Raw genomic sequence first — 13,179 nt, 5'->3', positions numbered from 1 at the left:
GCGTAGCCTGGCCAGAAAGCGGCAAGATCAATAGGATGCATGGTGACAGCAGGGTGCAGGGGTTGGTGTGTTTGGCGACTGCCAATTTACCTGCATCCCTGACTGTCAATCCTCTCTTTCCCACGATCCCGCGAAGAACCTCAAATAAGCGCACTGCAAAGCCCGGTGGGAGGGGCTTCAGCCGCGACAGGCCGTCAGCAAAAGCTCGCCGCTAAAGCGCCTCCTACAGCGATCACCACTATCGCGCTTACGGCGTCCCCATCCCCGCTGCCTGCATAAACAGCCGCAGCAGGTAGGACACCGCGCCCAAGGCCAGCACGCTGCCAGCCCAGATCAGCACCAGCCAACCTAGCCGCTGCCACAGCGGCTTTTTCTCGTGTATGTCGTTCATCTTGCGATCTCAGAACCCATTCGAGGTCTAGCGAGCTAGAGCCATGCAAGGCGCTACGTTAGTAACAGCCTTCGGCTGGTCAAAGCAGGCGAGAGCTTTTGTACATGAGCATTACTCGTTTCACTCGCCCTTCGGGCCGCGCTGAAGCGCGTTAGCCGCAAGCGGCTTGCCGAGCCGGCTTTTAACGCGGCAGGGCCGACGCGCAGCAGACCGGGAGCCGAACCTCAGTGATAGCCATCTTCTTCAGTGACCTTGCCGCGGAACACGTAATAGCTCCAGGCGGTGTACATCAGGATAAAGGGGATGATGAACAGCGCGCCGACCAGGATAAAGCCCTGGCTCTGCGGCGGCGCAGCGGCTTCCCAGATGCTGATCGACGGCGGAATGATATTTGGCCACAGGCTGATACCGAGGCCGCTGTAGCCGAGGAAGATCAGCGTCAGAGTCAGCAGAAACGGTGAGTAGTTGGCGTTGCGCGCCACCGCGCGCAGCAGCGCCCAGGTGCACAGCAGTACCAGCAGCGGCACCGGCATAAACCAGAAGATATTCGGCAGACTGAACCAGCGCTCGGCAATCTCCGTATGCGCCAGTGGCGTCCACAGGCTGACGATAGCGGTGACGCCAAGCAGCACGAACACCAGCGGTCGCGCCATATCATGCATCTGCTGCTGCAAACGGCCTTCGGTCTTCATGATCAGCCAGGTGCAGCCAAGTAAGGCATAGGCGGCAATCAGCGCCAGACCACAGAACAGCGAGAACGGCGTCAACCAGTCCAGCGAGCCGCCGACATACACCCGATCAACAACCTCGAAGCCGTCTATATAAGCCCCTAGCGCCACCCCCTGAAAGAAGGTCGCGGTCAGCGAGCCGCCGATAAACGCCTTGTCCCAGATATGCCGTTTGGCGGCCTTGGCCTTAAAGCGGAACTCGAAGGCCACGCCGCGAAAGATCAGCCCCAGCAGCATAAAGATCAGCGGCAGGTACAGCGCGCTGAGCACCACCGCGTAGGCCAACGGAAAGGCGCCGAACAGCGCCGCGCCGCCGAGCACCAGCCAGGTTTCGTTGCCATCCCAGACCGGTGCCACGGTGTTCATCATCACATCGCGCTCGCCTTCGCTTTTGACGAAGGGAAAGAGGATGCCGATGCCCAGATCGAAGCCGTCCATAACCACGTACATCATCACCCCGAAGGCGATGATCACGGCCCAGATCAGCGAGAGATCAATGCCCATATTCAATTCCTCTCAACCAGTGAGTCGCCATGCTCTTCATCCGGCCCATCTTCCAGGCCCTCTTCGGGCGCGGACAGCGGACGGGACGGTGTGCGTTTCTGGCCCGGGCCGCCCTCGGCGGGCTCCTTGCCTTCGTCGGTGATCGGGCCCTTGCGCACCAGGCGCATCATGTAGCCGATGCCGGCGCCGAACAGGGCGAAATACACCACCACAAACAGAATCAGGGTCAGGCTCATCTGCGCAAAACTGTGCCCGGACGAAGCATCGGCGGTGCGCATCAGGCCGTGGATAATCCACGGCTGACGACCGATTTCCGTGGTGTACCAGCCAGCGAGGATGGCGATGATCCCCGACGGCCCCATCCATACCGCCAGATGGAGAAACGGCCGGCTTTGGAACAGCTTGCCGCGGCTGCGTAGCCACAAGCCCCAAAGGCCGGTAAGGATCATCAGCATGCCCAGGCCGACCATAACCCGGAAGGTCCAGAACACGATGGTCGAGTTGGGCCGGTCTTCCTTGGCGAACTCCTTGAGCGCCGGCACCTGTTTGTCCAGGCTGTGGGTCAGGATCAGGCTGCCGAGAGCGGGAATTTCAATCTTGAAGCGGGTTTCCTCGCGCTGCATATCCGGCCAGCCGAACAGGATCAGCGGAGTCGGTTCGTCACCGTGGTTTTCCCAGTGGCCTTCGATGGCGGCGATCTTCGCCGGTTGGTACTTGAGGGTATTCAGACCATGGAAGTCGCCAATCACTGCCTGGATCGGCGCCACGAGCAGCGCCATCCACATGGCCATCGACAGCATCTTGCGGATCGCCGGGTTGTCGCGACCGCGCAACAGGTGCCAGGCCGCCGAGGCGCCAACAAAGAACGCCGTGGCGAGGAACGCCGCCGTCGCCATATGCGCCAGGCGATAAGGGAACGAAGGGTTGAACACCACGGCGAACCAGTCCACCGGAATCACCCGGCCGTCGATGATCTCGAAGCCCTGCGGGGTGTGCATCCAGCTGTTGGAGGCGAGAATCCAAAAGGTCGAAATCAGCGTACCGATCGCCACCATCAGCGTAGAGAAGAAGTGCAGACCAGGACCGACGCGGTGCCAGCCGAACAGCATCACGCCGAGGAAGCCCGCTTCGAGGAAGAATGCGGTGAGTACTTCATAGGTCAGCAGCGGCCCGGTGACCGCCCCGGCAAAATCGGAAAACGCGCTCCAGTTGGTGCCGAACTGATAAGCCATGACCAGGCCGGAGACCACACCCATACCAAAGTTGACCGCAAAGATTTTCGCCCAGAAGTGGTACAGGTCGCGGTAAACCTCCTCCCCGGTCTTCAGCCACAGCCCTTCGAGCACCGCCAGGTAACTGGCCAGGCCGATGGTGATGGCCGGAAAGATGATGTGAAAGGAGATGGTGAAAGCGAACTGGATTCGAGCAAGGTCGAGAGCCTCCAATCCAAACATGGCGTTTCCTCAGTCAGGTGATACGGGGCACGGCCACGGGCGCGCATGCCAGTCACGGGTATTCAGTCGGGGGATTATTGTTCTGGGTGAGGCAACTAGCGAGCAGGGTAAAAGCCCTCACAACCGCGCGCCGAAGGTGTTGACGCGGGTCAATGCATGTACAGAGAGTAGCGTTTGCCGGGGCAAGTTCAGCTGTGGTCGATTGTCGCGCGACCGGCTGCCACAAGGACTTGCGTCTTACAGCAGCGCCTCTGGCCGATCAACATCGCGCAGTACGCCGGGGTCATCTACAACGATGCCGTGGCAAGCACCTGAATTGGCTTGCAGCAGGGCTCGCGCACCTTGGTCACCGCGCAGGCCGTGCAGTTGTGGCCAAAAGCTGCGGCCGAATAGCACCGGATGGCCGCGTTGGCCGTCGTGCAGCGGGTAGACAATGCGCTCGGCCGTCGCCTGACTGCACAGCCGCTGCAGGCTGTCGGCGCTGACCCAGGGCATATCGCCGAGCAACACCGCGACAGCCTCGGCGTCGCGACCAAGCAACACAGCTATGCCAGCGGCCAGCGTGTGGCCCATGCCCTGATCGGCCTCGCGGCAACGGATAATCCGGCACGCCGCCGGCAGCCCCAACGCCTGCGCGTCGTCCTCGTCACGCAGCAATACATGAACTTCGCCGAATACCTGCAGCGCCCGTTCGGCACTGGCCGCCAGCAAGCCGCGCCCGTCCGGCAAACGGGCCAGGCGCTTGTCACTGCCAAAGCGCCGCCCCCGCCCGGCCGCCAGCAACAGGGCCACGACGCGCGGCATGCTAGAGCGCATCCCGCGCCAGGCCGTTGCGTACACGTAGGATGTCGGCGAGTACCGCCAGGGCGATTTCCGCCGGGGTCTTGCTGCCCAGGTTCAGTCCGATTGGCGCGATGATCCGCGCCAGCGCAGCATCATCCAGGCCGCCGACGCGGCGCAGGCGCTCGAAGCGCTTGGCGCTGGTCACTCGTGAGCCCATCACGCCGATATAGAACGCCTCGGTGCGTACCGCTTCGATCATCGCCAGATCGTCGATACGCGGGTCATGGGTCAGCGCCACCACCGCAGTGTCGGCATGGCAGCCGCCCAGACGGATAACCTCGGACGGCAGCTCGCGGCGGATTTCCACGCCTGGCAAGTCGACGCCCTGCAGCACTTCTTCGCGCGGATCGCAGAGCACTACCTCGAAACCCAACCCCTGAGCGAACTGCGCACACACCTGCGCCACCGAGGAGTAGCCCGCCAGCAACAAGCGCTGGGCCGCGCCGACGCGCACACGCAGCCGATTCGGCTGACGTTCAACTCTTGGCCCCTGCGTGTTGTCCGCCAGCAAGCGGCGCTCGCCGCTGGGCAGCGCCACGTCACGAATCAGCCGGCGCTGGCCCGCCAAGGCGCTTTCCAGCTCACGCAGATGCGCCTGCACCGCACAGTCGGCCGGCAGGTTTTCCACCAGTACGTCCAGCACACCGCCGCAGGGCAGGCTGATCTGCGAGTGCGGGTCGCTGCCATCGCCGTAGCGCACCAGGTGCACAGGCTCAGGAAAGTCGCCAGCGGCAAGACGCTCAAGAAACTCATCCTCAACGCAACCGCCGGACAACGAGCCGATCCACTCGCCGCTTGCGGTGGTAGCCAGCAGTGAACCTGGCGCGCGCGGCGCCGAGCCGTAGGTGCTCAGCACCGTGCACAGCCACACGCGCTGTCCTGCGGCGGACCACTGCAGCGCCTGGCGGACGACCAGCAGATCAAGGTGCTGCATCAGGCTTCACCCGGCCTCAATGGCCTTTCTCGCTGCGCAACTGGCTGACCTGTTGCGGGCTCAGCTCGGCCGCCTGGCCGCCCCAGGTCTGCCGCAGGTAATGCAGCAGGTCGCGCAGCTGCCCGTCGTCGAGTTTGTCGCTGAAGCCCGGCATTGGCTGCATGCGCTCGAAACCGGTGAACTGCTGCTCCTTGATGCCGTCGTCGATCACCCGCAACAGGTTGCGCGCATCGTTCAGGCGCAGGGTGGTGTTGCCCTCCATCGCCACGGCCACATGCGGCACGCCCTCGCCCGCCACGCCATGGCAACCGGCGCAGAGGTTGAGGTAGTGCTGACGGCCTTGCTGTGCGCTGTCGTCAAGCTGATCCAGCGCCACGGCGGTCACCTTGCGCGCTTCCGGCGGCTGGTCGCCGAGCAGGTAGGTGGCCATGGCCTGGTGGTCGTCCAGCGGCAGGTACTGAGTGCTGTGGTGCAGCACCGGGTACATCTCGTTGAACATCGAACCCTGAGCGCTGATGCCGTGCTTTAGGAAGGTCGCCAGGTCGTCGGTGCTCCAGCCACGCTCGGCCAGATCCTCGGCGAGCAGGCTCGGTGCCTCGTAACCCAGCAGCACGCCGCCTTGCAAACGCTGATCCTGCTGCAGCGCGCCGAGGGCATTGCGCGGCGTGTGGCATTCGCCGCAGTGGCCCAGGGCCTCGACCAGGTACTGGCCACGCTGCCAGGTCTCGCTTTTGCCTTCGGCCGGCAGCAGTTGCACGCGGCTCTTGTAGAGCATGTTCCAAAAGCTTAGGCCGAAACGCACATTGAACGGAAAGCTCAGGCTGGTTTGCGGGCTGGGTTTGGCGATCGGCTCCAGACTCATCAGGTAGGCGTAGATGGCATCGGAGTCTTCGCGCTTGAGCAGGTGATAGGAGGTGTAGGGCATCGCCGGATAGAGCTTGCTGCCATCACGCCGTTCACCTTCGGCCACCGCGCGGTAGAAGTCATCGGCGCTGTACTCACCAATGCCGTACTGCTTGTCGGGGGTGATATTGGTGCCGTAGATGGTGCCAAACGGCGACTCCAGCGGCAGGCCGCCGGCGTATTCGGCGCCGCCTTCGACGCTGTGGCAGGCCACGCAGTCGGCGGCGCGGGCCAGGTACTTGCCGCGTTCGATCAGTTGCTGATCGGCCGCCTGGGCAGCCAGCGGCAGGAGCATGGTCAGGGCAATCAGAATGGTCTTCATGCTTAACCTTCCTTGACCAGGCCGAGGGACTCGACCACATCGCGCGCGGCGTTGTAGTAACGCACGTAGCCGGTGCAGCGGCAGATGTGCTTGCCCAGGGCGTCTTCGATCTCGCCTTCCAGCTCGCTACGCTTGACCGGCTGACGCTGGAGTTTTTCCACCAGCACGGTGGCGGCGTTGACGTAGCCGGGGGTGCAGTAGCTGCACTGGAAGGCAAACTGATCGACAAACTGCTGCTGGATCGGGTTGAGCTGGCTGACCTCGCCCTGGGCATCACGCTTGGCGTGGCCCTCGATGGTGCGGATGCGCTTGCCGTCGAAGAAATGCGCGCCGGTGATGCAGGTGCGGATTTCTTCGCTGGTGCCGTCGGGCTTGTCGAGGATCGCCACACAGGCGTGGCACACGCCCTGACCGCAGCCCAGGCGCGAGCCGGTGAGGTTCAGGTGTTCGTGGAGAAAGTCGATCATCATCAGGTCGTCGGCCACGTCCATCGGGCCAACCGCCTGGCTGTTGATAATCATGCTGAGCAGGCGCTTAGCCATGGAGGGCCTCCTTGATGCGGGCCGGAGTCAGGGGAAGGTCGCGCAGGCGCTTGCCGGTGGCGTGGGCCACGGCGTTGACGATGGCGCCGACCACCGGAATCATCACCACTTCGGCGATGCCCTTGGCCGGGTCGCTGGGTGATAGGGGCGGCAGAATCTCCGCGCTTTGCGACCACACCGCGCAGTCCTTGGCGCGCGGCAGCTGATAGCGGTTGAAGTTCCAGGTGCCGTCGCCGGGGCCGCCTTCATACAGCGGCATTTCTTCCAATAGCGCGTGACCGATGCCCATGGCGATACCGCCTTCGAGCTGACCGAGCACCAGTTCTTCGACTATCACCCGGCCGCACTCGAGCCAGGAGTGATGGTTGATCACCCGCGCCTCACCGCTGCCTTTGTTGACCTTGACCTCGACCAGCGTGGCCACCGGGCTGTAGTAGGTGACCATGGCGTTGTTCAGCTGAGTGACCGGGTACTTGATGCTGACGCGGTCAAGCAGGTGGAAGCCGTTGCGGCTCATCTGCGCCTTCCGTGCTGCGTCGGCGCCGTCACCGTATTTCAACGCCAGGGCGTCCAGCGGCACGCGCTCGCGCTGGCCATTGATCTCGAACTCGCCCTCGGCCCAACTCCAGCGATTAAAGCCATGCACGCTAACGCCGGTTACCAGGCCCAGCTCATGGGCCTTGTGCGCCAGCAGCTTGAACGGAATCGGCGGCATGCCGTCGGCGGTCAGCTTGCCTTCGACCCAGTGCGCATTCTCGCGGCGTACCACATAAGGGTTGGCCAGGCCGCCGTGTTCACCGCGCCCCCAGATGGCCAGAGCCGCCGGCCACAGGCCGTGAATAAACAGCAGCCGCGCCGCCTCGCGGGTGGCGTGCCCGCTGTAGTAGGACGAGTTGGTCGCCGACGACGGCGAGGCCAGCTTGCCGACCCAGCGCGGGTTCTGCAGCGCGGCGTCCTGCTCGGCCTGGCTGATCATGTAGGGGTTGCCGCTGGTGGTCAGGGCCTGCTCGCTCCACTCGGTTTCGCCAGTTTTGATTTCATCGGCGGGCTGACCGAGGTAGTCGGCGACCAGCAGGGCCTGTGAGGTGGCCATGCCGGTGCCCATGTCGATGGCGATCTGGCGCAGGCTGACGCGGCCATCTGCGCTGAACTCCAGGCTGGCCATCGGCGCTTCGGAGCCGGTGCCGAAGTCCTTCTGACAGATGGCGAAACCGACGCCATAGAGGTTGTCCGGGTCTTCGGCATCGAAGCGCTGCTTGCGCGCAACGCGGTTCTTCCAGATTTCGTGCTGCGCCGCCTTGTCGAGAATTTCGTCGAGGCGCAGCGCACCTGCCGGGATCGCGCCCTGGGTGTTCTTCATGCCGGACTGGAACACGTTCTTCTTGCGCAGCGCGATGGCATCGAGGTTCAGCCGCTCGGCCACTTCGTCCACCATCATCTCGGTGGCGGCCATGGTTTGCAGGGTGCCGTAACCGCGCATCGAGCCGGCCTCAACGCCGCGCGAATAGTAGGCGGTAGCGGCCAGATCGCTGCGCGGCAGGTAGTAGATCGACTGCGCCGCCGTGGCGCCGACCGCCGCCACCGAGGAGCTGTAGTTGGCGCGACCGCCGCCGTCGACATCCATATGCGCGCGGAATATCTGGAAGCTGTGGTCCTGCTTGTTCACCGCCAATTGATAGTGCATGTCGAAGGGGTGGCGCTTGATGCCGCTCTGGAACTGCTCGTAGCGGTCATTGGCCAGGCGTACTGGCACGCCGTCGCCGTAAATCGCGGCCAGGGCAGCGTAGAAGACGAAGATGTTGTTGTCCTTGGAACCGTAACCGACGGTGTAGCCGGGGTGCATGCTGAGTTTCTTCACACCGAACCTGGATGGCGCGAGCATATGCGCGGTCTGCTCGGCCACCTCAAACGGGCACTGGGTGGCGACCACAAAATGCAGGGTGCCACTGGCCACGTCGAACCAGCCATTACCGTTGTCGGCTTCCAGCGCGGCCGGCTCGATGGACTGGGTGGTGAAGCGCTCATCGAACACCAGCCAGTCGCTCGGCGGGGTTTGCAGCTGGTTGAGCATCTGTTCGGCGTGGTACAGACCCTGCTGAGTCAGGTCGCCACTGACCTTGCCCTCGCCCCAGGCCGGTTTGCGGTTGTGGATCAGCGGGAACAGCATGCTGTCTTTGAGGCTGGAGAAGGTGTCGGGCTCGAACGGCGTGCTACCGCCGACCCGCACGAAGCGGAAACTGCCGTAAGGGTCGCTCTGGAACGCCGGCGCTTGCTCGCCATAGCGGATCACCTTGTCGTTGAACTTGAGGATGTTCTTGGCCTGGCGATAGCGCTCGAAGTCATGCCAGATCAGCAGCGCCACCGGGTGGCCGATAAACATCGGCACCTGGCCTTCGGGCAGCAGCGGATCAAGGTTGTGGCCATCCGGAAAGCTGATGCCGTCTTTAACCAGGTCACTGGCGGTCACTACACGTTGCGGCTGCAACTCGGCCGGCAGCACCGACAGGTCGAAGCCCTGGTACAGCTGCTCGGTGCGCGTGGCCTTGAGCAACAGCGCATGGCCTTGCTGCTGCGGCCAGCCGGGCATGTCCTTGGCGCGGATATCGCGGGCAAATACCTTGGTCCCGCAAACCTTGGACACCCCATCAATACGCGCCACGGCTTTGCCGCTGGCGTCATACCAGGGCTGCGGCATGGCGGTTACACGCTCCTCGAACAAGGCGGCAAACGCCTTGCTGCCCAGCGGGGCGAAGCTAATGCCGATGCCGGCGATGACGCTGCCTTGCACAAAGGCGCGGCGGGATAACTCAGGAGTGGACATGTCCGTTCCTCGGGGCCAGAGCAACCTGGCCATTTGCGTGAACAAAAGAGAGACAGGCGCGCCGCTTACAAGCACGGAGCAGAATCAGCGTAGACGACAGATTTATTGACCTGAAAGTCAAATTCTACCCAAGTCATTGCCACAACAGAATAAAAACCTGTCTTTAAGGTCAGATAAGTTTGCCACAGCGCCTCTAAAGCGGGCTTCAGCATGCCACCCACCCGGCCGCATGCTAGGCTGCGCCTCCCGCTAGCCGTGCGAGTTGTTTCGGCCATGTCTCAGCTTTTACGTCACCAGCGCCCGTTCCTGGCCTTTTGGTTCGCCCGGGTGTTTACCGCCAGCGGCTTCCAGATGATTACCGTGGCGATTGGCTGGCAGATGTATGCGCTGACCGGCAACGTGCTGGATCTCGGCCTGGTCGGGCTGATCGAATTTCTGCCGAAGATCCTGTTTATCCTGATCACCGGGCATGTCGCCGACCGCTTCGACCGCCGCAAGGTGGCGGCGCTCTGCCAGGCCGCGCAGGGGCTGATTGCCCTGTGCCTGCTGCTGGGCAGCAGTGCCGGCGGCATCAGCCGCGAGATGATCTTCGTGATTGCCTTCCTGCTCGGCACCGCCCGCGCCTTTGAGATGCCCACTACCCAGGCGCTGCTACCGAATATCGTGCCGCCTGGGCTGTTTCCCGCCGCCGTGGCCGCGTCGGCATCGGCCATGCAGGCCGCCACCATCATCGCGCCGGCGCTCGGCGGTTTGCTCTATGCGCTCGGCACACAGTGGGTCTATGGCCCGGCCGTGCTGCTGTATGGCTGCGCCCTGAGCCTGATGCTCAGCCTGCCGGCACGCCAGTTACCGCTGAAGCAGAAGGTCTCGCTGGACTCGCTGCTGGCCGGCTTTCGCTTTATTCGCAGCCGCCCTGCCGTCTTCGGCGCGGTGTCGATGGACATGCTGGCGGTGCTGCTCAGCGGCGCCACCGCGCTGCTGCCAGTGTTTGCCAAGGACATTCTGCTCACTGGCCCCTGGGGCCTCGGCCTGCTGCGCTCGGCGCCGGCGGTCGGCGCGCTGCTGATGTCGTTGTGGCTGGCGCGCTTTCCCATCGAGAGAAGGGTCGGCCCGGTGATGTTTACCTCGGTGGCGATCTTCGGCGTAGCGACTATCGGTTTCGGCCTGTCCACCTCGCTGTGGTTCAGCCTCGCTGCGCTGGTACTGCTGGGCGCGGCAGACATGATCAGCATGGTGATTCGCGGCGCTTTCGTGCAGCTGCAAACCCCGGACGAAATGCGCGGCCGCGTCGGCGCGGTCAACGGCCTGTTTATCGGCGCGTCCAATCAGCTCGGGGATTTCCGCGCGGGGGTCAGCGCCGCCTGGTTCGGCACAGTGCCGGCAGTACTGATCGGCGGCGTCGGGGCCATTCTGGTCACCGGCTTGTGGATACGCCTCTTCCCCGAACTGGCCAAGCGCGACCATCTGCACCCGCAAGGCCCAGAGCGAACCAGCGACTAACGGCTAGCCGACCAACATGGCCTCGGCCACCTGTTTGCGCACGGCCTTGCCGCACAGCTGCTCGACCAGGGTCAGGGCAAACGCCAAGGCGGTGCCGGGGCCCTGACTGGTAATGCAGTTGCCATCGACCACCACCGGCTGATCGACAAATACGCAACCGCTCAGCCGATCACTGAAGGCCGGGTAGCAGGTCATCCGTCGCTGCTTGAGCACGCCGTATTGCTGCAGGGCCAGCGCGGGCGCTGCGCAAATGGCGGCAAACAGCTTGCCGGCTTTGGCCTGCTCGCGCACCCGTTCGGCCAGCGGCTCGTGTTCGGCCAGGTGCTGCGCGCCGGGCATACCGCCGGGTAGCACGATCAGGTCGAAGGGCTGGGCCAGCACATCCACCAGCATGGTGTCGGCCGTCAGGCGCGTGCCACGGGCGCAGGTGATCATCCGCCGGCTTTCGATACTGGCCACCACCACCTCAACCTCGGCACGCCGCAGTACATCAATCAGGGTCACGCATTCGAGGTCTTCAACACCATCGGCAACGCTGATAAGGGCCCGTGCAGTCATCGTTTCGCTCCTTGTTCTGGTCGCGCATAAACTGTCCAAGCGGTCATAAATTCACCCGTTCCGGACGAGCTGATATGATGCGCGCCTTTTTCCAGATCGCCAGTAAAAACATGCACCCACGCGTGGATGTGCTTTGCTTTCGGTTTGCATAAACACGGCAAAAAAGCCGTTACGGGGAGTGCCACATGCTGGAAAGACTGTTCCAACTCAAAGCCCATAACACCACGGTGCGCACCGAAATGCTCGCCGGGCTGACCACCTTTCTGACCATGGCCTATATCCTCTTCGTCAACCCGGAGATGCTGGCCAAGACCGGCATGGACCATGGTGCGGTATTCGTTGCCACCTGCCTGGCCGCCGCCATCGGTTCACTGATCATGGGCCTGTGGGCCAACTACCCGATTGCCCTCGCGCCGGGCATGGGCCTCAACGCCTTCTTCACCTACACCGTGGTGATGACCATGGGCCACACCTGGCAGGTGGCGCTGGGCGCGGTGTTCCTCTCCGGGGTGATCTTCTTTCTGCTGTCGATCTTCAAGATCCGCGAGTGGATCATCAACAGCATCCCACTGGCCCTGCGCGCCGGCATCGCTGCGGGTATCGGCCTGTTCCTGGCGATTATTGCCCTGAAAAACGCCGGTATCGTGGTCGACCATCCGGCCACTCTGGTGACCCTCGGCGATATGACCCAGGGCGGCGCCCTGCTGGCCTGCCTGGGCTTCTTCGTGATCGCCGCACTGGCGCAGCGCCGGGTGACCGGCGCGGTGATGATTGGCATCCTGCTGATCACCGCCCTGTCCATTCTGTTCGGCCTGTCCAAGCTGGATGGCGTGGTATCCATGCCGCCTTCGGTCATGCCAACCCTGATGCAACTGGACATCATGGGCGCGCTGGATATCGGCCTGGTCAGCGTGATTTTCGCCTTCCTCTTCGTTGACCTGTTCGACACCTCCGGCACCCTGGTCGGCGTGGCGCAGAAGGCCAACCTGCTGGACAAGGACGGCAAGATGCCCAAGCTCGGCCGCGCCCTGCTGGCAGACAGCACCGCGACCATGGCTGGCGCGGCGCTGGGCACCTCGACCACCACCAGCTATATCGAATCCGCCGCTGGCATCAGCGCCGGCGGGCGCACCGGCCTGACCGCCTGCGTGGTGGCCATCCTGTTCCTTCTGGCGCTGTTCTTTGCGCCGCTGGCCGGCGCCGTACCGGCCTACGCCACCGCGCCGGCACTGCTGTTTGTCGCGGTGCTGATGATGAGCAGCCTGACGCAGATCGACTGGGACGACCTCACCGTCGCCGCTCCGGTGGTGGTTGCCGCACTGGCCATGCCACTGACCTTCTCGATTGCCAACGGCATCGCCTTCGGCTTTATCGCCTGGACCCTGATCAAGCTGCTGGCCGGCCGCTGGCGCGACCTCAACCCGGCGCTGGTAGTGCTCTCGGTGCTGTTTGCAATCAAACTGGCGTACTTCGCCTAACAGGCCGTTGAAAAACGTAGGCGAGGCAGCTGAGGCTAGGCAAAAACAGGCGAAAAAGCGCAGTTTACGAGCTGTAAATGAGCATTTTGAGCCTGTTTTTAACGCAGCAGTGGCAACGCAGATAGTTTTTCAACAGCCTGCTAAGATAGCCGCATTCAAGCAGAGGCCCACCCATGACCAGTCGCCTGAGCCCCGAAGACC

At 63.4% G+C, this 13,179-nt stretch carries 11 protein-coding genes; 2 read left to right on the top strand and 9 right to left on the bottom strand.

All coding sequences use genetic code 11. The annotated features are described in order from the left end of the window. Nucleotides 1-247 precede the first annotated feature (247 nt). The 8 genes from Q8M42_RS08860 to Q8M42_RS08825 form a co-directional block, all read right to left on the bottom strand. Nucleotides 248-391 carry a DUF2474 domain-containing protein gene (locus tag Q8M42_RS08860; protein WP_304869526.1) on the bottom strand — a complete coding sequence of 48 codons (144 nt, stop codon included), beginning with the start codon at nucleotides 389-391 and terminating at the stop codon, nucleotides 248-250. 224 nt (nucleotides 392-615) lie between these two features. After that, nucleotides 616-1,623, bottom strand: a complete 1,008-nt coding sequence (cydB, locus tag Q8M42_RS08855) for a cytochrome d ubiquinol oxidase subunit II (protein WP_304869524.1) — start codon at nucleotides 1,621-1,623, stop codon at nucleotides 616-618. A gap of 2 nt (nucleotides 1,624-1,625) precedes the next feature. Further along, nucleotides 1,626-3,077, bottom strand: coding sequence for a cytochrome ubiquinol oxidase subunit I (locus Q8M42_RS08850; RefSeq protein ID WP_304869522.1), 1,452 nt, complete (start codon nucleotides 3,075-3,077; stop codon nucleotides 1,626-1,628). A 237-nt stretch (nucleotides 3,078-3,314) separates the two neighbouring features. Then, entirely contained in the window at nucleotides 3,315-3,881 is a 567-nt protein-coding gene (locus Q8M42_RS08845; protein ID WP_304869521.1) for a nucleotidyltransferase family protein, read from the bottom strand. Nucleotide 3,882: 1 nt separating this feature from the next. Further along, nucleotides 3,883-4,854 carry an XdhC family protein gene (locus tag Q8M42_RS08840; protein WP_304869519.1) on the bottom strand — a complete coding sequence of 324 codons (972 nt, stop codon included), beginning with the start codon at nucleotides 4,852-4,854 and terminating at the stop codon, nucleotides 3,883-3,885. Nucleotides 4,855-4,870: 16 nt separating this feature from the next. Next, nucleotides 4,871-6,079, bottom strand: a complete 1,209-nt coding sequence (locus Q8M42_RS08835; protein ID WP_370692744.1) for a cytochrome c — start codon at nucleotides 6,077-6,079, stop codon at nucleotides 4,871-4,873. Nucleotides 6,080-6,081: 2 nt separating this feature from the next. After that, nucleotides 6,082-6,621, bottom strand: coding sequence for a (2Fe-2S)-binding protein (locus Q8M42_RS08830; protein WP_304869517.1), 540 nt, complete (start codon nucleotides 6,619-6,621; stop codon nucleotides 6,082-6,084). Beyond that, entirely contained in the window at nucleotides 6,614-9,442 is a 2,829-nt protein-coding gene (locus tag Q8M42_RS08825) for a xanthine dehydrogenase family protein molybdopterin-binding subunit (protein WP_304869515.1), read from the bottom strand. Before Q8M42_RS08825 ends, Q8M42_RS08830 begins: the two co-directional genes overlap by 8 nt. Nucleotides 9,443-9,715: 273 nt before the next feature. On the opposite strand from Q8M42_RS08825, the gene Q8M42_RS08820 reads away from it, so the two are divergent. Next, nucleotides 9,716-10,942 (top strand): MFS transporter, encoded by a 1,227-nt coding sequence (locus tag Q8M42_RS08820; RefSeq protein ID WP_304869513.1) that lies wholly within the window; start codon nucleotides 9,716-9,718, stop codon nucleotides 10,940-10,942. A gap of 3 nt (nucleotides 10,943-10,945) precedes the next feature. Here the strand turns inward: Q8M42_RS08820 and Q8M42_RS08815 are convergent, their stop codons facing one another. Then, entirely contained in the window at nucleotides 10,946-11,500 is a 555-nt protein-coding gene (locus Q8M42_RS08815; protein ID WP_304869511.1) for a DJ-1 family glyoxalase III, read from the bottom strand. A gap of 185 nt (nucleotides 11,501-11,685) precedes the next feature. Between Q8M42_RS08815 and Q8M42_RS08810 the strand changes: the two genes are divergently transcribed. After that, nucleotides 11,686-12,978, top strand: coding sequence for an NCS2 family permease (locus Q8M42_RS08810; protein WP_304869509.1), 1,293 nt, complete (start codon nucleotides 11,686-11,688; stop codon nucleotides 12,976-12,978). Nucleotides 12,979-13,179 lie beyond the last annotated feature (201 nt).

This window comes from Pseudomonas sp., assembly GCF_030684895.1.
Lineage (GTDB): Bacteria > Pseudomonadota > Gammaproteobacteria > Pseudomonadales > Pseudomonadaceae > Aquipseudomonas.
The sequence above is the reverse complement of the archived record's forward strand: the minus strand, read 5'-3'. Positions and strand labels throughout refer to the sequence as shown.

What these genes read in the sequence shown, in the direction of transcription:
- Q8M42_RS08830 (WP_304869517.1), bottom strand. Translation starts at nt 6,621, where the DNA reads ATGGCTAAGCGCCTGCTCAGCATGATTATCAACAGCCAGGCGGTTGGC.
- Q8M42_RS08845 (WP_304869521.1), bottom strand. Translation starts at nt 3,881, where the DNA reads ATGCCGCGCGTCGTGGCCCTGTTGCTGGCGGCCGGGCGGGGGCGGCGC.
- Q8M42_RS08815 (WP_304869511.1), bottom strand. Translation starts at nt 11,500, where the DNA reads ATGACTGCACGGGCCCTTATCAGCGTTGCCGATGGTGTTGAAGACCTC.
- cydB (WP_304869524.1), bottom strand. Translation starts at nt 1,623, where the DNA reads ATGGGCATTGATCTCTCGCTGATCTGGGCCGTGATCATCGCCTTCGGG.
- Q8M42_RS08850 (WP_304869522.1), bottom strand. Translation starts at nt 3,077, where the DNA reads ATGTTTGGATTGGAGGCTCTCGACCTTGCTCGAATCCAGTTCGCTTTC.
- Q8M42_RS08835 (WP_370692744.1), bottom strand. Translation starts at nt 6,079, where the DNA reads ATGAAGACCATTCTGATTGCCCTGACCATGCTCCTGCCGCTGGCTGCC.
- Q8M42_RS08820 (WP_304869513.1), top strand. Translation starts at nt 9,716, where the DNA reads ATGTCTCAGCTTTTACGTCACCAGCGCCCGTTCCTGGCCTTTTGGTTC.
- Q8M42_RS08825 (WP_304869515.1), bottom strand. Translation starts at nt 9,442, where the DNA reads ATGTCCACTCCTGAGTTATCCCGCCGCGCCTTTGTGCAAGGCAGCGTC.
- Q8M42_RS08860 (WP_304869526.1), bottom strand. Translation starts at nt 391, where the DNA reads ATGAACGACATACACGAGAAAAAGCCGCTGTGGCAGCGGCTAGGTTGG.
- Q8M42_RS08810 (WP_304869509.1), top strand. Translation starts at nt 11,686, where the DNA reads ATGCTGGAAAGACTGTTCCAACTCAAAGCCCATAACACCACGGTGCGC.
- Q8M42_RS08840 (WP_304869519.1), bottom strand. Translation starts at nt 4,854, where the DNA reads ATGCAGCACCTTGATCTGCTGGTCGTCCGCCAGGCGCTGCAGTGGTCC.